Consider the following 19,296-nt stretch of genomic DNA (forward strand, 5'->3'; position numbering starts at 1 on the left):
GACAGAACAAGATGTTGTCATTTAATCAGGTATCCGCCCATTACGGCAAAATTCAGGCGCTGCATGAAGTCAGCCTGAGTATTAATAAAGGGGAAATCGTCACGCTGATCGGCGCGAACGGCGCGGGTAAAACCACACTACTTGGCAGTTTATGTGGCGAACCACGTGCGACGAATGGCTCGATTATTTTCGAAGGGAAAGACATCACGCAGTGGCAGACCGCCAAAATCATGCGTGGCGATATCGCGATTGTGCCGGAAGGCCGCCGCGTGTTCTCACGCATGACGGTGGAAGAGAATCTGGCGATGGGCGGTTTCTTTGCCACACGCGATCAGTATCAGGAACGGCTGGAGCGCGTGTTTACGTTGTTCCCGCGCCTGAAAGAGCGTCGTGTGCAGCGGTCAGGCACCATGTCCGGCGGTGAGCAACAGATGCTGGCGATTGGCCGTGCGCTGATGAGCCAGCCACGTTTGCTGCTGCTCGATGAGCCGTCGCTGGGGCTGGCGCCCATCATCATCCAGCAGATTTTCGATACTATCCAGCAATTGCGCGAAGAAGGAATGACCATCTTCCTGGTCGAGCAAAACGCCAATCAGGCGCTGAAACTCGCTGATCGTGGTTACGTTCTGGAGAATGGTCATGTGGTGCTGGAAGATACCGGTGCGGCATTGCTGGCGAACGAAGCGGTGCGTGCGGCCTATCTTGGCGCATAAATTGGCATCGGATTTTAAAAATCTGTGTTAAATCTAACAAACCGCACGGCAAGCGCTTTGCGGTTTTTATTTTGTCTATAAATTAACATCTCTTACATTCGTATAACTTTGCACATCATCAGGAACATGTCATGAACACAGAAGGTTTACTCGCCGCCCGTATGGTCAGGCTTAAAAGTTCAGCCATCCGGGAATTGCTGAAACATAGCAAGATGGAAGGCGTTATTTCGCTGGCGGGTGGTATTCCTTCTTCGGCGCTTTTTGATTTCGACGGCCTGCGTGAAGCCACACAGCTGGCCATTACTGAACAGCCGGAACATGCATTCCAGTATGGTCTGACCGAAGGCAGTTATACGCTGCGTGAGCGTATTGCTGAGCTTTGTCAGGAGCGTGGTGTGGTTGCGCAGCCTGAAGATATCGTGGTCACTGCAGGCTCCCAGCAGGCGCTGGACTTGGTGATGCGCGCCGTGGTGAACCCCGATGATGTTTTCGTGGTGGAGCGCCCGACCTATCTGGCGGCGTTACAAACCCTGGAACTGGCTGAAGCTAAACTGCTGTCCGTCGGTTCTGATGGCGACGGCATGATTGTTGATGAGCTGGCGGAACGCCTAAAAACGCAGAAGATTAAAGGCGTGTATCTGGTGCCAACGTTCGGAAACCCGAGCGGCGTAACCCTGAGCCGTGCCCGTCGTGAGCAACTGGTGAAACTGGCAGCACAGCACGAATTCCTGATTGTCGAAGATGACCCGTACGGCGAACTGCGTTTCACCGACGAACGCCAGCCGACGCTGTTTGAGCTGTCGAAAGCGATGTTTGGTCACGCGGATAACATCATCTATACCTCAACGTTTTCCAAAATTCTGGCGCCGGGCCTGCGTCTGGGCTGGGTCATTATGCCAGACTGGTTGCTGCATAAAGTCGCCATCATCAAACAGGCCGCAGATCTGCATGCCAGCGCGCTGTCGCAGACCATTGCGGAATATTATCTCGGTCTGGGTCGTCTGCCGAAGCAGATCGAAACCATCCGTGCGGCGTATAAAAATAAATGCCAGATCATGGCCGGACTGCTGGAACGCGAGCTGGGCGATGTGCTGACGTTTGAATATCCGAAAGGCGGCATGTTCCTGTGGGCGCGTTTCCGCGAGCCGCGTAACTGCGCTGACTGGATGAAAAAGACGCTGGAGCAGGGCGTGGTGTTTGTCCCGGGTGAATTCTTCTATGCCGATAATCCGGATCACTCCACCTTCCGTCTGTCATTCGCCACCGCGACCGAAGAGCAAATGTACGAGGCAGTCGCCCGTTTGAAACGCGCCCTGTAATCCCTCTTTTTTCGTATTCCCTGAGGCGCATTGTTAACCCGATGCGCCTTATTTTTTGAGTCATCGCTCTGGTACCAGAAAAACCAGGGGCGTCTGAAGGTAAACCTCTATCTGCCAGACAGCCAGGGGCAGTTGCTGGCAGGTACAGTACCTCATTCATATTGCTCCCTGATATTCCACGGTATACCGCACATTTAATAAAAAAAATTGAATTTATAACACTTGGTCATTTAACCCTTATTGTATTAAGGTCATGTCAACACGAAATCAGGGAGGTTTATCGTGGCAGATATCAATAACGTTTCAAGTGATATAGACGATGTTGCAAATAGAATTTCAGATATCATCATGTCCCCAGCCACAATTACCGGATTAATAAATGGAGCGCTTACCGTTCCTTTAGATATGGGTTACCTGGCCATAGGATATTTTGATACAGATTCCCGTTTTGCACATCAGACACAGCGTTTTCGCATGGCTGAAGCAATACATAATGACATACTCAATTACAAGCATATAACAAATGCGGTAGAGATCATATTTAAAGAATTCGATAAATATGCTTCAGTGACCAAACAAAATAATGTCTATCGTGGCGTGGCATCCTCGATTGCCGGGCGTTTACTTACCGCGAAACTTATTGCGGTGATTGGTGCTGCTGTGCTGGCGAGAGTGTCATTTATCGGTGCACAAAGTGCCAAAAACTGGATTGGCAGGGTGACGATGATTTTGCTTATAGGGGGAATGAGTGAGCGCTCAATAAGAAAATCAGAAAGCCTTGCCATCGAAGCACCGGAGATTTACTGGCTCCTTCGACCCCATGATTATGACCTTACCTACTTTCTTTTTGAACCCGCTGTTAAGCCGTTCATCGATGCGGTGCACATAGGTGCTACGCGCGGACAGCCTGCGTTTGACAGGATAATCGATGCTGTAGGGCGAAAACTGCATGTCACACAATAAACCGCTTCTTGTTGTCGCAAAAGGCGCAGCGAAATGGGTGATATTTGCCGTCGTCAACGTATGGGATTTTTTTGAATCTGTGCTTTTTGTTGGCGGGTTAATCGGAAGCCTTATGCTGCCAGTTGTGTGGCCTATGAAATTCGTTTATGCCGCAGGATGGCTGGTTTGTTTCTTCTGTGTATCAAAGTGCATCGGAAAAATAGAAGGCTATAGGAAAAAAAAGCCGAAACATTAAATTAAGGAAATAAAAATGTCTAATCCTGCTTATTTGTGGTTAACGGATGAAAATGGTTCTCCTGTTATCGGAAGTTGTAATGTTCACGGGCGTGTGGGTTCTATTGAAGTGAAGTCACTTTCACACCACCTGACAGTTCCGACGGATAGAAATACTGGAAAATTGACAGGTACGCGTATTCATACACCGATATTATTTCAAAAGGAATTTGATCGCACGACGCCAATACTTTACCGTACGATTAGTCAGGGAATTACGCTTAAATCTGCTGAGTTTAAGATGTATCACATATTAGACGCGGGTGTAGAAGCAGAGTATTTCAACATTCGCATGGAAAATGTGAAGATCACCGGAATTACTCCTAGCCTTCATCCCGGTTCGGGAACAGGAACGCATCTGGAAAATATTGAAATGCGCTATGAGTCAATTCAATGGAAATATGTCGATGGGAACATAATATTTAAAGACAGTTGGAATGAACGCACCGTAGCATAAATCTAATAAGATAAGCCGTCCTGCGGACGGTTTTTCCTAACGTTTAACCGGCATGAACCTCATTTTCTGCCATCTGTCTGTCATCCCCGCTTAACTTTCCCGTAACCTTATTGTCATTTTTCCGTGTCATTTTACCTCCCGACTCTACCCGGCTTACTTCAGGCTGCACTTGCAGCACACCAGCAGAATTCAGGAGACAGGCATGTTCATCAACCTCAAAAAAACGGTCATTGGCACCGCGCTGACGCTGGCTTTCAGCGCCAATGCTTTCGCTGTGACAGAAATCCCTTTCTGGCACTCTATGGACGGCGAATTAGGCAAAGAAGTGAACTCGCTGGCGGACCGTTTTAACCAGACGCACCCTGATGTCAAAATCATGCCTGTCTACAAAGGCAAATACGACGAAAGCCTGGCGGCCGGTATTGCCGCGTACCGCACCGGTAATGCGCCTGCGATTTTGCAGGTTTACGAAGTGGGCACCGCGACCATGATGGCCAGCAAAGCCATCAAACCGGTTTACGAAGTGTTCAGCGATGCAGGCATTAAAGAAGACGTTTCCCAGTTCGTGCCGACCGTTTCCGGTTATTACTCCGATTCCAAAGGCCGTCTGCTGTCCCAGCCTTTCAACAGCTCCACACCGGTGCTGTATTACAACAAAGATGCCTTTAAGAAAGCCGGTCTGAACCCGGATCAGCCGCCGAAAACCTGGCAGGATATGGCTGCGTACACCGAGAAATTGCGTGAAGCGGGCATGAAATGTGGTTACGCCAGCGGCTGGCAGGGTTGGATCCAGATTGAGAACTTCAGTGCCTGGCACGGTCTGCCAATCGCCACCAAAAACAACGGCTTCGATGGCACCGATGCGGTTCTGGAATTCAACAAACCCGAGCAAATCAAACACATCCAGATGCTTGAAGATATGAACAAGAAAGGTGATTTCACCTATTTTGGTCGTAAAGACGAATCCACCGCCAAGTTCTATAACGGCGATTGCGCGATGACTACCGCGTCTTCCGGTTCACTGGCTGACATCCGTCAGTATTCTAAATTCAACTACGGCGTAGGCATGATGCCTTACGACGCAGACATCAAAGGCGCACCGCAAAACGCCATCATCGGCGGTGCAAGCCTGTGGGTGATGAACGGCAAAGACAAAGACACCTACAAAGGCGTTGCCGAATTCCTGCAATTCCTGACCACGCCGGAAATCGCAGCCGAATGGCATCAGAAAACCGGTTATCTGCCGGTGACGACTGCCGCGTATGAGCTGACCAGGAAAGAAGGCTTCTACGAGAAGAACCCGGGTTCTGACGTCGCCACCCGCCAGATGCTGAACAAGCCACCGTTGCCGTTCACCAAAGGTCTGCGTCTGGGCAACATGCCTCAGATCCGTACCATCCTGGATGAAGAGCTGGAAAGCGTGTGGAGCGGCAAGAAAACGGCGAAAGAAGCGTTAGACACTGCAGTACAGCGCGGGAACTTACTGTTACGTCGCTTCGAAGCTTCTACTAAGTAATCCAGTTTTGCTCCCTCCCCTGCGAAGGGGAGGGCTGGGGTGGGGTATTCAAGACAACTCAGTCGCTTGCCAAACCCCCTCCCAACCTCCCCCTTCGCAGGGGGAGGAGCCAAAAGCCAAATTCAAAACCAACCTGGTTTGCTCCCTTTCGGGGAGTCTTTTATATCAACGAGTAAACCATCATGAGTTCACACCGTCCCGGTTTTGGTTGCAGCTGGTTGCCCTACGCGCTGGTTTTGCCGCAGCTGTTAATCACCGCGATATTCTTCCTGTGGCCTGCCGGTCAGGCGCTGTGGTATTCGGTGCAGACGCTGGATCCGTTCGGCTTATCCAGTACCTTTGCCGGTCTGACTAACTTCGTGCAGCTTTTTCAGGACTCGTACTATCTCGATTCTTTCTACACCACGCTAAAATTCAGTTTTATGGTGGCGTTTATCGGGCTGGCCGTTTCGCTGTTTTTCGCGGCGCTGGTCGATCACGTTGTGCGCGGCAGCCGGATTTATCAGACGCTGATGATCCTGCCATACGCCGTTGCGCCTGCGGTGGCCGCCGTCTTGTGGATGTTCTTGTTCAGCCCCGGTCTGGGCCTGATTACTCATTTCCTCGGCTCGATAGGCTACAACTGGAACCACGCGCAAAACAGCGGTCAGGCGATGTTCCTGGTGGTACTGGCATCGGTCTGGAAGCAAGTCAGTTACAACTTCCTGTTCTTCCTGGCAGCGTTGCAGTCGATTCCTAAATCGCTGGTGGAAGCAGCGGCTATCGATGGCGCAGGCCCGGTTCGCCGTTTCTTCAATCTGGTATTGCCGCTGATTTCGCCGGTCAGTTTCTTCCTGCTGGTGGTCAATCTGGTGTACGCCTTCTTCGATACTTTCCCGGTGATTGATGCTGCGACGGCCGGTGGCCCGATGCAGGCGACCACCACCCTGATTTACAAAGTATATCGCGAAGGTTTCTCCGGTCTGGACTTGTCCAGTTCTGCCGCCCAGTCCGTGATTCTGATGCTGCTGGTTTGCGGCCTGACGTTCATTCAGTTTCGCTTTGTCGAGCGTAAGGTGCGTTATCAATGATTGAAAACCGCAGAGGGCTGGATATCTTCAGCCACATCATGCTGCTGCTCGGCGTGCTGGTGATCCTCTTTCCGCTGTACGTCGCGTTTGTGGCAGCGTCGCTGGACAACAAACAGATTTTTGACGTGCCGATGACGCTGATCCCGGGCACGCACTTGTGGGAAAACATCACCACGATCTGGACGCAGGGGGCGGGTAACAGCAGTCCGGCATTCGGACGGATGCTGATCAACAGCTTCATCATGGCGATGGTCATCACCGTCGGTAAAATTTCGGTGTCGATGCTCTCGGCTTACGCCATTGTCTACTTCCGCTTTCCGCTGCGTAACCTGTTCTTCTGGCTGATTTTCATGACGCTGATGCTGCCGGTAGAAGTGCGTATTTTCCCGACCGTCCAGGTGATCGCCAATCTGCATATGCTCGACAGTTACACCGGCCTGACGTTGCCGCTGATGGCCTCGGCGACCGCCACCTTCCTGTTCCGCCAGTTCTTTATGACCTTACCGGATGAGCTGCTGGAGGCGGCGCGTATCGACGGCGCGGGCGCGATGCGCTTCTTCTGGGACATTGTGCTGCCGCTGTCGAAAACCAATCTTGCGGCACTGTTTGTCATCACCTTCATCTATGGCTGGAACCAATATTTATGGCCGATCCTGATCACCAGCGATGTCTCGATGGGCACGGCGGTGGCGGGGATTAAAAGCATGATTTCCTCCGGCGACGGCTCGACCCAATGGAATCAGGTGATGGCGGCCATGATCCTGACCTTATTGCCACCGCTGGCGGTGGTGCTCCTGATGCAGCGCTGGTTTGTGCGCGGTCTGGTAGACAGTGAGAAGTAAACTGAAATGGCAAATTTGAAATTACAGGCAGTGACCAAATCCTACGACGGCAAAAACCAGATTATCCAGAGTATTGATCTGGATGTCGCCGACGGCGAATTCATCGTGATGGTCGGGCCGTCGGGCTGCGGAAAATCCACCCTGCTGCGTATGGTGGCCGGGCTGGAGCGCACTACCTCCGGTGATATCTATATCAACGACCAGCGCGTCACCGAACTGGAACCGAAAGATCGCGGTATTGCGATGGTGTTCCAGAACTATGCGCTGTATCCGCATATGAGCGTGTTCGACAACATGGCATATGGCCTGAAAATTCGCGGCTTCGGTAAAGCGCAGATCCTCGCCCGCGTCGAGGAAGCGGCCCGTATTCTTGAACTCGGCCCGTTGCTGAAACGCAAACCGCGTGAGCTTTCCGGCGGGCAGCGTCAGCGTGTAGCGATGGGACGCGCTATCGTGCGTGAACCGGCGGTATTCCTGTTTGATGAACCGCTGTCCAATCTCGACGCTAAACTGCGTGTGCAGATGCGCCTTGAACTGCAACAGCTTCACCGCCGTTTGCGTACCACCAGTTTGTACGTCACGCACGATCAGGTCGAAGCCATGACGCTGGCGGAACGCGTGATCGTGATGAACAAAGGCATTGCCGAACAAATCGGTACGCCGTCTGAAGTTTACCGCCGTCCGGCAAGTCTGTTTGTTGCCAGCTTTATCGGCTCTCCGGCCATGAATTTATTGCCGGGCCAGCTGACCACTGATGGTACATCGCTGGTAATGGAAGACGGATTCGAACTGCCGCTGCCGGTTCCACGCCCGGAATGGGGAGGCCGCGAACTGACAGTGGGCATCCGTCCTGAACATATTCATCTGACTGATGATTCGCAGAAGGGGATCCCGATGGTGCTGAATACGCTGGAACTGCTGGGCGCGGATAATCTGGCGCACGGCAAACTGGCGGACAGCGGTGTCGTGGTGCGTTTGTCGCATGAAGTGTTCCCGACAGCAGGCTCGTTGTTGCGCTTGGATTTCCCGGCGAAAGCGTTACACTTTTTCGATACTCACAGCGGATTACGGATGGAATAAACATGAAAGCCTGGCCATATCCTCGCATTGTGGCACATCGTGGTGGCGGCGCACTGGCACCGGAAAATACACTGGCAGCCATCGACACGGGCGCCAGATACGGTCACACCATGATCGAATTTGACGCCAAACTGGCGCAAGGCGGGGAAATCTTCCTGTTGCATGACGATACCCTGAACCGCACCAGCAACGGCTGGGGCGTGGCCGGTGAATTGCCGTGGGAAAAACTCGAAAAGCTCGATGCCGGTAACTGGTACAGCGCCGCTTTTAAAGGCGAGAAATTACCGCTGCTGGCGCAGGTAGCCGAACGCTGTGCGCGCCATCACATGATGGTGAATATTGAGATCAAACCCACCACCGGAACCGATGAGAAAACCGGCACCGACGTCGCGCTGGCCGCCCGGGAGTTGTGGAAAGATCAGGCCGTTCCGCCGTTGCTTTCCTCGTTTGAATTCGACGCGCTGGTTGCCGCCAAAAAAGCCGCACCGGAATTACCGCGTGGCTTGCTGATCGACGAATGGCACGAAAACTGGAAAGCGCTGACTGACGAACTGGAATGCGTTTCCCTGCATCTTAATCACAAATTGCTCAACGAAGAACGGGTTAAAGCCATCAAAGACGCCGGGCTGCATATTCTGGTGTACACGGTGAATAATCCGGCGCGTGCCCGCGAATTGCTGGGCTGGGGCGTGGACTGTATTTGTACCGATAAGATTGATGTGATCGGGCCGGATTTTATCTGACAGGAATAAGGCGCGGATCCCGCGCCTTAATTATTTTACCGCTGAGAATACTCAGTGTTTGAGCAGGCGCGGGAGTTGGTTATCCAGTTCCAGCAGGCAGGAATCCATATATTTCTCTGTGGTTTTGGTGACCAGCGCATAGTTATTTTCCTGCCAGTCAGCAAGCGGGGCGGTCACGACAGTTGGCGTACATTCTGCAATAACCCATGCGGAGAACATATTCGCATCTTCAGGCTTTTTATAGAATTTAATGGTGTAACGCAACTCGTAGTCCGAGTTGGCGCTGGAGAGGTCTTTATAAACCAGTAACCACTGTGCAGCCACAATATTCAGATTGTTTTTATACTGATAGCCGTTGCCATTTTTTTGCAGCCAGTTTGTGATGAGCGGCCTGGCCCGGGGTGTCAGATAGTTTTTCGTCGGTTCAGGCAGGGTTTTGATTTCAGACCCTTTCAGGTTTTCCTTACTGAAGGTATTCACGGCAATACCGCCGGCAAGCACAGAAGTCAGGACATTAAGTCCAACGCCCGCAGCGGTGTAAGAGGGCGTGACTTCACGCAAATACACATCAGGCGAGCGGTTATTATTCATATCTGCCGAGGCAAAACCTGAGTACAGGCCAATAGTGCTGCCATTGGCGGCAGAGATCTTTTCAGATTGGGTCGTCGCACAGGCGGATAATAATAAACTGGCAGCAACTACGGTAATTCCTGTTGAAACTTTCATGCAATAATTTCCCTTTTAATTTTATAAAGCACTATTAATGCGTCTTCAGGTGCGGATCCTGTTTTATTAGCCGCGCTGATTCAGGGGCAGAAAGACTTTATTCTTATCGGTCGGGAATAATAAAAGCATTAATAATAAATGCAAGGGGAGGGATATTTTTATTGTTTCTGGTGGTGATATTACCGGAGGTAAATAGTCAGTACAGCATTACGGCGATGAGGAATTTAAGAGGCACTGAGTGCCTCCCGGAATATTAAGGTGTCTGATTCAGCTTCTGCCCCAGCGTTTGATTATTCTGCTGGATCTGCAATCGTTGCTGATTGCTCTGGATTTGCGACTTCAGCTTGAGCTGCTGTTGTTGCTGGCTGGTGCGTAAATCCTGCTCCTGCTGACGTTTCTGCATTTGCTGATTGTTTTGCTGTTGTTGTTGCATGCGCTGTTGCGACGGATTGGTCAGCAACGGATCGTTAGGGTTCGGCACCTTTTCGACTGCACTGGCGGTCTGAACGGCAAACAGCAGCGGCAGCGCGGCGAGCATTCCATATAAACATTTCATCAGTTCATCCTCCGTTTCCAGTCATACGTTAAGTGTATGCCATCATGCCCCCGGACGGGGTATTTGAGCGCACGTTTCCCTCAAAGCGTGGTATTGCTCTCGTTTGCTCTATAATTGAACAGATGTAAACCACCTTCACACTTCGTGGTTTTCCCCATTCCGTTACAATCGTGCATCTTTCACACTTATCACTGACAACAGGGCTCAATTGCCGTGCCTTTACTCATAATCACCACTATTTTGTGGGCTTTTTCCTTCAGCCTGATTGGCGTGTATCTGGCCGGACAGGTCGACAGCGTATTTTCTGTGTTAGTCCGTTTAGGGCTGGCGGCGCTGGTTTTCCTGCCGTTCCTGCGCTGGAAAGGCCATCAGCTTACGACCATTCTGTTGTATATGGCGGTGGGGGCAATGCAGCTCGGGATCATGTATCTCATCAGCTTCGAGGCGTACCTGTATCTGTCTGTGCCGGAATTCCTGCTGTTTACGGTCATGACGCCGCTGTACGTCACGCTGATTTATGACCTGATCAGTGGCCGCAAAATCCGCATCGGTTATGCGCTCAGTGCGTTACTGGCGGTGGCGGGTGCAGCGATTATCCGTTACGACCACATCAGCGAACATTTCATTATTGGCTTATTACTGGTGCAGGCGGCGAATATCTGTTTTGCCATCGGACAGGTGGGCTATAAACGCCTGATGGAAACCCGGCCGATGCCACAGCACACGGCGTTTTCCTGGTTCTATATCGGCGCGTTGCTTTGCGCGGTGGTGGCGTGGTTCCTGTGGGGCAATCCGCAAAAACTGCCGACCACTGACCTGCAATGGGGCATTCTGGTGTGGCTGGGGATCGGCGCTTCAGGGCTGGGATATTTCATGTGGAACTACGGTGCGACGCAGGTCGATGCGGGAACGCTGGGGATTATGAACAACTTTCACGTCCCGGCCGGGCTGCTGGTTAACCTGGCCATCTGGCAACAGCAGCCGCACTGGCCGAGCTTTATTATCGGTGCCGCTGTGATTATGTCCTCACTGTGGGTACACCGGCGTTGGGTCGTGCCGCGTCGCGCACAAACGGCAGATGATCGCACGCGTGCTGCCGCGCCGAACGAATAAAGGCTTCCGTCACCGGCTGACGCTGTTCGCCGTCACGTACGGCGGCGTACAGGCGGCTCCATAAGCCATCGCCCAGGGTTTTGGTCACCACCAGACCCTGGCGCTCAAAACTCTCTACTACCCAGTGCGGTAACGCCGCAATTCCCATTCTCGCCGACACCATCTGAATTAATAACAACGTGTTATCGACACTTTTCAGTGACGGGCTGACGCCTGCCGGTTGCAGGAAATGACGCCAGATATCCAGACGCTGGCGCTGCACCGGATAAATCATCAGCGTTTCAGTGCTGAGATCTTCCGGCGTGATCACCGTTTTGGTCGCCAGCGGATGATCCGGTGCCAGCACCAGACGCACTTCAAAATCGAACATCGGGGAATAGTGCAAACCGCTACGCGGCAGGATGTCAGAGGTTAATACGATGTCCAGCTCGCCCTGTTGCAGGGCGGGCTGCGGGTCGAACGTCACGCCGGATTTGAAATCCATTAACACCTGCGGCCAGTTCTGATGGAAGTTATCCAGTGCAGGCGTCAGCCACTGAATACAACTGTGGCATTCAATCGCGATACGCAGTGAAGTCTGGTGCGGCTCATTGCATGCCTGCAATGCCTGTTGAATTTGCGGCAGCACCTGTTCTGCCAGATTCAGCATGATTTCGCCCTGCGGGGTAAAACGCAGAGGCTGGCTTTTTCGCACGAACAATCTGAAACCGAGGCGTTGCTCAAGGTCACTGAACTGGTGCGACAGGGCCGATTGGGTCTGATGAAGCTGCGAGGCGGCTGCGGCCAGTGACCCGGTGTTGCGCAGTGCTTGCAACGTTCGCAGGTGTTTCAGTTCGATCATGAGAGTCCTTCACTGTGTCATGAATAATTTGCGCTTGTGGAATATACACTACCTGCGGATTATGGATGTGTAAACATCTGGATGGCTAAACAGGAATTTAAAAGATGACGATACTGAATCACACTCTGGGTTTTCCACGCGTTGGTCTGCGTCGTGAACTTAAAAAAGCACAAGAAAGCTACTGGGCAGGCAATTCCACTCAGGAAGAACTGCTGGCAACCGGACGTGAACTGCGCGCCCGTCACTGGAAGCAACAAGCTGAAGCAGGCGTGGATTTGGTGCCGGTGGGCGATTTCGCCTGGTACGATCACGTACTGACCACCAGCCTGTTGCTGGGCAACGTACCGGCCCGTCATCAGAATGCCGATGGCTCTGTTGATCTCGATACTTTATTCCGCCTTGGCCGTGGCCGTGCGCCGACCGGTAAACCGGCTGCCGCGGCGGAAATGACCAAATGGTTTAACACCAACTATCACTACATGGTGCCGGAGTTCGTGAAAGGTCAGAAATTCAAACTGGCCTGGACACAACTGCTGGAAGAAGTGGACGAAGCGCTGGCGCTCGGCCACAAAGTGAAACCTGTTCTGCTTGGCCCGCTGACTTATCTCTGGCTTGGCAAAGTGAAGGGCGAACAGTTTGACCGTCTTTCCCTGCTCAACGATATTCTGCCTGTATATCAGCAGGTTCTGGCTGAACTGGCAAAACGCGATATCGAATGGGTGCAGATTGACGAACCGGCTCTGGTTCTGGAACTGCCGCAGGAATGGCTGGATGCGTACAAACCGGCTTACACCGCGCTGGAACAGAGTAAAACTAAACTGCTGCTGACCACTTATTTCGACAGCGTCGGGCACAACCTCGACACCATTCGCCAGTTACCGGTTCAGGGTCTGCATATTGATGCCGTCGCCGGTCGTGACGATCTGCAAACCGTCATCAACGCGCTGCCAAAAGACTGGCTGATTTCTCTGGGGGTCATCAATGGCCGTAACGTCTGGCGCGCGGATCTCAGTACCTGGTTTGACCGTCTGAAGCCACTGGTTGAAGACCGTAAAATCTGGATCGGCAGCTCCTGTTCACTGCTGCACAGCCCGATCGACTTAAGCGTCGAAAGCCGTCTGGATGAAGAAGTGAAAAGCTGGTTCGCCTTCGCCCTGCAAAAATGTGCCGAACTGGCGTTGCTGACCGCTGCCCTGAACAATCCCACCGCCGAAGCGCAGCAAAAACTGGCGGAATACAGCGCGCCAATCCGCGCCCGTCGTGAATCCACCCGAGTAAACAATGCGGCCGTCGGTAAACGTGTTGCCGCGATTACTGCTGCGGATATTGAGCGTCAGCATGTTTACACCGAACGCGCCAAAGCGCAGCGTGCCCGTTTCAACCTGCCGGCATGGCCGACCACAACCATCGGTTCATTCCCGCAAACCACTGAAATCCGCGGCCTGCGTCTGGACTTTAAACAAGGCCGTCTGGATAACACTAAATACCGTACCGGTATCAGTGAGCATATTAAGCAAGCCATCAAAGAACAGGAACGTCTGGGTATCGACGTGCTGGTTCACGGCGAAGCTGAACGTAATGACATGGTGGAATACTTCGGTGAACATCTGGACGGTTTTGTGTTCACGCAAAACGGCTGGGTACAGAGCTACGGTTCACGTTGTGTGAAACCTCCGGTCATTATCGGCGACGTCAGCCGCCCGCAAGCGATCACCGTAGAGTGGGCGAAGTACGCGCAGTCTCTGACCGAAAAACCGGTGAAAGGCATGCTGACCGGCCCGCTTACGATCCTGTGCTGGTCGTTCCCGCGTGAAGATGTCAGCCGCGAAACGATCGCCAAACAAATCGCGCTGGCACTGCGTGATGAAGTCGAAGATCTGGAAAAAGCCGGTATCGGCATCATCCAGATTGACGAACCGGCACTGCGGGAAGGCCTGCCATTGCGCCAGTCTGAATGGAATGCGTACCTGCGCTGGGCGGTGGATGCGTTCAAACTGAATGCCGCAATTGCCCGTGACGACACGCAGATCCATACCCATATGTGTTACTGCGAGTTCAACGACATCATGGATTCCATTGCCGCACTGGATGCTGACGTGATCACTATCGAAACCTCACGTTCCGATATGGACTTGCTGGAATCGTTTAAAGACTTCGAATACCCGAACGAAATCGGGCCGGGCGTTTACGACATTCACTCGCCAAATGTGCCCAGTGTGGAATGGATTGAAGACCTGCTGCGTAAAGCTGCAGATCGTATTCCGGCAGAACGCCTGTGGGTCAACCCGGACTGCGGCCTGAAAACCCGTGGCTGGCCGGAAACCCGCGAGTCGCTGGAAAACATGGTGAAAGCCGCCAGGCGTCTGCGTGCTGAGAAAGCCTGAGTGAACGCTCTCTAGATTTACGTTGTGTTGTTGCTGAAACGTTTGGGGCACTCCGGTGCCCCCTTTTTATTTCAGTTTTTTGCGTCCCCGTGCCATTGCCGCATCAGTCCGCCCTCTGAAAGTGACACATGCCCGTGACGCTTTACAGGTGGAACCCTTCCGCCTGAAGGCTGCACCGGATGTGCAACGCCTGGCGGGGCGGAATTTCCATCTTCTTCCGCAAATTTTGGTCTTGTTTTTCTTTCTCCGGCGCAGATTCGCTATCATGGTGTGATTCTGCTGAAAGGTAGCCTGACCATGACCCATCTGCTTTGTCCCCTTTTAACGCCAGTACTTGAACATCCGCACGGTATCCGCCAGGTGTATTTTGCCGGTGCTCAGCATTCCGTGCCTGAACTGTCCTATCAGGTCGATTTCCCCCGGCTGGAACTGATTCTGGAAGGGGAGCAGATGATGAAATGCGAGGACGAACAGGGGAACAATCAGGATGTCCGCATGCTGGCGGGCGATGTGTTGTTCATTCCCGCTAAAGGCTGGAACAGCCCGCAATGGCAAGAACCGGTACGCACGCTGACTCTGTTATTTGGCAAGCAGCAACTGGGCTTTAGTCTGCTGAACTGGGATGGCGCGCAGTTTACGTCCGGCGAAAAAGGCAATGTGGGCAGGCGCGGGCCGCGCGTGGGGGCGTTTATGTTGCAGGCATTAAACGAACTGGCCTGGCACCGCAGCGATCAGACTACGGCGCAGTTTCTGGTGAAAGGGTTGTTGAGCCACGCGCTGGACTTGTTCAGTTCCTTTGTGAAAACTGCCTCGCGCAGTCAGGCGCTTTTTGAGGCCGTTCGCCAGTATATCGAAGAACATTACCGCGAGCCGCTGACCCGTGATTCTGTCGCTAAGGCTTTCTATATTTCGCCAAATTACCTGTCGCATTTATTCCAGAAAAGCGGCGGTATCGGGCTGAACGAATACCTGAATTATGTCCGCCTTGAACAGGCGAAGAACTTGTTGAAAGGCTACGACATGAAAGTGAGGGAAGTGGCGCACGCCTGTGGCTTTGTCGACAGTAACTATTTTTGCCGCCAGTTCAGGAAAAGCACTGAGCGTTCTCCGTCAGAATACCGGCGGCAATACCGTAGCCAGTTGGAAAATAGGGCGTCGTAATCGTCAGGGCAGAACGATTTTCGTTCCCTGAGGCGAGGTGGCGAGTTTCTTTACGGCAGCCATCACTTTCTCCGGCGTGCGTAAAAAGGTGTGGATGCCGGTTTGGACGCAACGGCTGTGCGCAAATCGCTCACCGTTTTCCAGTTGAATTTCAGTGACTAAAAGAACAACATCGGCCTGAGCAATGTCGGTTTCTGACAGTGCATTTTCGAGGCCCAGCGCACCCTGAGTTTCAACTTTTACCGGCCATTTTTCGTGCTGACACAGTTTTTCCAGCTTTTCTGCCGCCATATAAGTATGCGCCACACCGCTGATACAGGCGGTTACTGCGACCAGTTTGAGCGACATAGTGTTTCCCCTGATTAAGAAAATTTATCCACCGAGCGTCACGGTATAACCGTATTTTTCGGCCATCGCATAAAACGGCGCAATAGCTGCGGCATCCGGTGCCGTCGTCTTATACATTGAATACGTTTTATCCAGTAACGGATACTTCGCTTCGCCGTATTTGTGAAAGGGCAGCAGATGGATTTCAGTTAAATTGAAGGGGTGCAGGAAATCCAGAATTTGTTGCATATTTTCAAGTGTTAACGTGAAACCGGGGATCAACGGCAGGCGGGGCAGCAGCTTAACGCCGCGTCGTGCCAATGCCGTGAAATTCTGCAACACACGCGGCTGATCCATATTGAGCACTGCTCGTGCCTGAGCGGGATCCATTATCTTGAAGTCATACAACACCTGATCGCAGTGATCGGCGAGCGCCAACAGGTGGCCCAGCGGTGCATCGCCCGCCGTTTCGATCGCTGTCGGAATGCCTAAGGCCTGCAATTCCCTGAGCAACTCACCGGCAAATGTGTATTGCATCAGCACTTCGCCGCCGGAAAGCGTGACACCACCGCCCGACGAGCGGAAAAAAATCTCATCCTTGAGCAGGCGCGTCATTAAGTCCGGCAGCGTAATATCTTCGCCGACATACTCCATTGCACCACTCGGACATTCGTTCGGATCCTGCAAACAGGTGCGGCAGTTCAGGCATTTTGCCTGCCTTTTGATGACCTGAATGCGTGGTGACATCGATTCAGGGTTGGCGCACCACGGACAGCGGTGGGGGCAACCTTTGAAGAAAACCAGGGTACGGATACCCTGGCCATCGTTGAGTGAAAAACGCTGAATGTTGAAGATGCGCCCGCGTCTTTCCGTTGCTTCCATAACAGGGATCCGCAGGTCAGAGCTGGTGCGCGGTGCGACCGATAATGTCATCCTGGATCTCCTTTGACAGCTCAACAAAGAACGCGCTGTATCCCGCCACCCTGACGACCAGCCCCGCAAAATCCTGTGGACGTTTTTGCGCTTCGCGAAGCTGCTCAGCATTCACCACGTTGAACTGCACATGCTGCAACTTCAGACGGGTGAACGCGCCGAGGAAATCGGCCAGTTTATTCAGCCCCTGCTGGCCTTCAAGCGTTGATGGCGTGAACTTCACATTCAGCAGCGTACCGTTGGAGAGCAGTGTATTGTCGAGTTTACTGACGGATTTCAGTACCGCCGTTGGCCCCTGATGATCCTGGCCCAACATTGGCGAAAGTCCGCCATCTGCCAGTTGTTCACCGGCAAAACGGCCATCCGGCGTTGCGCCGACTACCGCACCTAAAGGTACGTGTGCGGAAACGGTATAAGAACCCGGCGTAAACTGACCACCGCGTGGATTACGATACTGCTCGACTTCCTTACAGTAAAAACGCAGCAAATCTGCACTGATCAAATCGACTTCATCAATGTCGTTGCCATACTTCTCAAAGCGGTTGATCAGGCGGGCGCGAATGGCGCGGCCTTCCTCGCTGGCAAAATTCTCTTTCAGCGAAGCCAGTAATTCATCAAAGGTCAGGCGTTGCTGATCAAACACCATGCCTTTCAGCGCATACAGGGAATCGCTGAGGTTGGCGATGCCGATACCCTGAACACCGGAAAAATTATAACGTGCGCCGCCAGCGGTAATGTCTTTGCCGCTGTCCAGACAACCTGTAATAAAGGAGGACAGCAGCGGAACCGGTGCCCAGTCGCGGTGGCCGATATCACAGATATTGCTGCCCTGCGCCATCAGCCTGACGTAATGGCTGATTTTCCGGCGGATCTGTTCCACCAGCTCAGGATAAGTAATCGCGGTGTTTCCTTCATTTTCATGCAGCGTCAGTTCCATGACTTTCAACAGGTTAAACATGGCAATATCATGCAGCCCGTAGGTTTTGCCAGGGATGGATAATTCCACGCAGCCTACTACCGCATAATCCCGCGCATCCTCAAGGCGCACGCCACGATTGAGAAATGCCGGAACCACCACTTCATCATTAAAGATTTGTGGAATGCCGGTGCCGAGGCGGATTGTTTCGGCGGTTTTCAGCAGGAACGGGCGGTCGATCAGTTCATTGACTCTCACGCCAAGGTTAGGCTGTGGCAGACAAATACTCTGATAGGCATCCAGGCACAGGAACGACAACACATTGACGGCGCTGCGTCCGGTGTCGGTCAGACCGCCGAGTAAAATGGTGTAACCCGTCGGGAATCCGGCGAAGTAACGTGCGCTGGACGACGAACGCAGCAGCACGATGTCGTTGCATTTCACCCACAGGCTTTCCAGCAGTTCTTTAAGAAACGCCGGGGATTCGCCGTGGGACAGCGAGTGCTGATAGAACGGCAGCATGTACTGATCGAAGCGCCCGAGGGACAGCGAACTGGCATTGGATTCGTATTGCAAAATGATATTCATATACCAGAACAGCTGGCAGGCCTGATAGAAATCCTGTGGCTTATGGCCGGAAATATATCGCGAAATGCGGGCAATACGCGCCAGTTCTTGTTTTCTTGAGTTGTCCTGACAGGCTTCTGCTAACTCTTCTGCCAGCGCGGCGTAGCGCAAAATATGCCGCTGTGCTGCCTGCAGTGTCATCAGCGCTGCCTGATAAAAGGCATTATCCGGTGCGCCGGCAACGTGTTGCTGAAGTTCTGAAACTAAGCTATCCAGGCCCGAATTCAGCAGACGGGGATAATCGATAATGATGTGCCCCTGACCTTTGTCAGTCTGGTTGATACTGAAAATCTGCGTCTGAGTGGCCGCTTTCACTTCTTCCGGCATCTGGCTGTTAATGAAATCCTTCATCGAATGCGATTCCCAGTAAGGGAAAAGCTGCCTGCGGTAAATCTGTTTATCCTGCTCAGAAATGTTGAAACGGTCCTGCGGACGGGTGGGAAACGTGTCCAGCTCTTTCAGCAGCCAGCAGGGGTCCATTTCAGGGGAGATGATCCCCGCACGTGGTTTGACCGTACGGTTACCGACAATCAGCTCGTCTTCACGCAAGGCAATCTCAATGTTATCCAGAATGTATGCCGTGGCTTTCGCGCGGCGCAAAAGCGTGGGTTCGCCTTCTGTGCTGCGGTGACTTTCGGTATACAGCAGGGCACGTTCCAGCGAGATTTCACGCGGGCTGGCGAAAAGTGCGGCTTTAAGACGTTCTGTGCGGGAAGTCATCTCGTTCTCCTTGGGA

General features: G+C 52.7%; 19 protein-coding genes. 13 read left to right on the forward strand and 6 right to left on the reverse strand.

The annotated features are described in order from the left end of the window. Window positions 1–11 precede the first annotated feature (11 nt). From livF to ugpQ, 10 genes are all read left to right on the forward strand, one after another. On the forward strand, window positions 12–713 hold the full coding sequence (gene livF, locus GW591_RS23065) for a high-affinity branched-chain amino acid ABC transporter ATP-binding protein LivF (protein ID WP_013577464.1): 702 nt from the start codon (window positions 12–14) through the stop codon (window positions 711–713). 131 nt (window positions 714–844) lie between these two features. After that, entirely contained in the window at window positions 845–2,032 is a 1,188-nt protein-coding gene (locus GW591_RS23070; RefSeq protein WP_121020187.1) for an aminotransferase-like domain-containing protein, read from the forward strand. A 348-nt stretch (window positions 2,033–2,380) separates the two neighbouring features. Then, window positions 2,381–2,995, forward strand: coding sequence for a hypothetical protein (locus GW591_RS23075; RefSeq protein WP_071823646.1), 615 nt, complete (start codon window positions 2,381–2,383; stop codon window positions 2,993–2,995). Further along, complete coding sequence (locus GW591_RS23080; protein ID WP_121020186.1) at window positions 2,982–3,230, forward strand: hypothetical protein; 249 nt, start codon at window positions 2,982–2,984, stop codon at window positions 3,228–3,230. Before GW591_RS23075 ends, GW591_RS23080 begins: the two co-directional genes overlap by 14 nt. Window positions 3,231–3,245: 15 nt before the next feature. Continuing rightward, window positions 3,246–3,725: an Hcp family type VI secretion system effector gene (locus GW591_RS23085; protein ID WP_013577460.1), complete on the forward strand. Its 480-nt coding sequence runs from the start codon at window positions 3,246–3,248 to the stop codon at window positions 3,723–3,725. 202 nt (window positions 3,726–3,927) lie between these two features. Then, window positions 3,928–5,241: a sn-glycerol-3-phosphate ABC transporter substrate-binding protein UgpB gene (gene ugpB, locus GW591_RS23090; RefSeq protein WP_013577459.1), complete on the forward strand. Its 1,314-nt coding sequence runs from the start codon at window positions 3,928–3,930 to the stop codon at window positions 5,239–5,241. Between the two features lie 182 nt (window positions 5,242–5,423). Continuing rightward, window positions 5,424–6,311: a sn-glycerol-3-phosphate ABC transporter permease UgpA gene (gene ugpA / locus GW591_RS23095; protein ID WP_013577458.1), complete on the forward strand. Its 888-nt coding sequence runs from the start codon at window positions 5,424–5,426 to the stop codon at window positions 6,309–6,311. After that, complete coding sequence (gene ugpE / locus GW591_RS23100; protein WP_013577457.1) at window positions 6,308–7,153, forward strand: sn-glycerol-3-phosphate ABC transporter permease UgpE; 846 nt, start codon at window positions 6,308–6,310, stop codon at window positions 7,151–7,153. Before ugpA ends, ugpE begins: the two co-directional genes overlap by 4 nt. Before the next feature lie 6 nt (window positions 7,154–7,159). Then, entirely contained in the window at window positions 7,160–8,233 is a 1,074-nt protein-coding gene (locus tag GW591_RS23105) for a sn-glycerol-3-phosphate import ATP-binding protein UgpC (protein WP_047607693.1), read from the forward strand. A gap of 2 nt (window positions 8,234–8,235) precedes the next feature. Beyond that, window positions 8,236–8,976 (forward strand): glycerophosphodiester phosphodiesterase, encoded by a 741-nt coding sequence (gene ugpQ / locus GW591_RS23110; protein WP_013577455.1) that lies wholly within the window; start codon window positions 8,236–8,238, stop codon window positions 8,974–8,976. A 51-nt stretch (window positions 8,977–9,027) separates the two neighbouring features. Here ugpQ and GW591_RS23115 read toward each other — a convergent pair whose 3' ends face one another. Together GW591_RS23115 and GW591_RS23120 are read right to left on the reverse strand one after the other, a co-directional pair. Further along, entirely contained in the window at window positions 9,028–9,702 is a 675-nt protein-coding gene (locus tag GW591_RS23115; RefSeq protein ID WP_112152568.1) for a hypothetical protein, read from the reverse strand. Between the two features lie 253 nt (window positions 9,703–9,955). Continuing rightward, complete coding sequence (locus GW591_RS23120; RefSeq protein WP_013577453.1) at window positions 9,956–10,258, reverse strand: DUF2756 domain-containing protein; 303 nt, start codon at window positions 10,256–10,258, stop codon at window positions 9,956–9,958. Window positions 10,259–10,471: 213 nt separating this feature from the next. On the opposite strand from GW591_RS23120, the gene GW591_RS23125 reads away from it, so the two are divergent. Then, window positions 10,472–11,371 (forward strand): carboxylate/amino acid/amine transporter, encoded by a 900-nt coding sequence (locus GW591_RS23125; RefSeq protein WP_013577452.1) that lies wholly within the window; start codon window positions 10,472–10,474, stop codon window positions 11,369–11,371. Here the strand turns inward: GW591_RS23125 and metR are convergent. Further along, the gene (gene metR, locus GW591_RS23130) at window positions 11,277–12,212 is read right to left on the reverse strand and encodes an HTH-type transcriptional regulator MetR (RefSeq protein ID WP_013577451.1); all 936 of its coding nucleotides are present in this window, start codon (window positions 12,210–12,212) and stop codon (window positions 11,277–11,279) included. The genes GW591_RS23125 and metR overlap by 95 nt on opposite strands. A 104-nt stretch (window positions 12,213–12,316) precedes the next feature. Between metR and metE the strand changes: the two genes are divergently transcribed. Together metE and GW591_RS23140 are read left to right on the forward strand one after the other, a co-directional pair. Beyond that, complete coding sequence (gene metE, locus GW591_RS23135) at window positions 12,317–14,596, forward strand: 5-methyltetrahydropteroyltriglutamate--homocysteine S-methyltransferase (protein ID WP_119262170.1); 2,280 nt, start codon at window positions 12,317–12,319, stop codon at window positions 14,594–14,596. 297 nt (window positions 14,597–14,893) lie between these two features. Beyond that, window positions 14,894–15,757: an AraC family transcriptional regulator gene (locus tag GW591_RS23140; RefSeq protein ID WP_166861419.1), complete on the forward strand. Its 864-nt coding sequence runs from the start codon at window positions 14,894–14,896 to the stop codon at window positions 15,755–15,757. 3 nt (window positions 15,758–15,760) lie between these two features. Here GW591_RS23140 and GW591_RS23145 read toward each other — a convergent pair whose 3' ends face one another. The 3 genes from GW591_RS23145 to GW591_RS23155 are packed head-to-tail and all read right to left on the reverse strand — an operon-like array spanning window position 15,761 to window position 19,280. After that, on the reverse strand, window positions 15,761–16,105 hold the full coding sequence (locus GW591_RS23145) for a PTS fructose-like transporter subunit IIB (RefSeq protein WP_013577448.1): 345 nt from the start codon (window positions 16,103–16,105) through the stop codon (window positions 15,761–15,763). Between the two features lie 24 nt (window positions 16,106–16,129). Then, a complete protein-coding gene (locus tag GW591_RS23150) occupies window positions 16,130–17,017 on the reverse strand; it encodes a [formate-C-acetyltransferase]-activating enzyme (protein ID WP_166861421.1) in 888 nt (295 codons plus the stop codon). Continuing rightward, window positions 16,983–19,280 (reverse strand): formate C-acetyltransferase, encoded by a 2,298-nt coding sequence (locus GW591_RS23155; protein ID WP_166861423.1) that lies wholly within the window; start codon window positions 19,278–19,280, stop codon window positions 16,983–16,985. Before GW591_RS23155 ends, GW591_RS23150 begins: the two co-directional genes overlap by 35 nt. Between the last annotated feature and the right edge of the window lie 16 nt (window positions 19,281–19,296).

Origin of the sequence: Rahnella aceris, assembly GCF_011684115.1 — a bacterium.
In the GTDB taxonomy this organism is placed as follows: Bacteria; Pseudomonadota; Gammaproteobacteria; order Enterobacterales; family Enterobacteriaceae; genus Rahnella; species Rahnella aceris.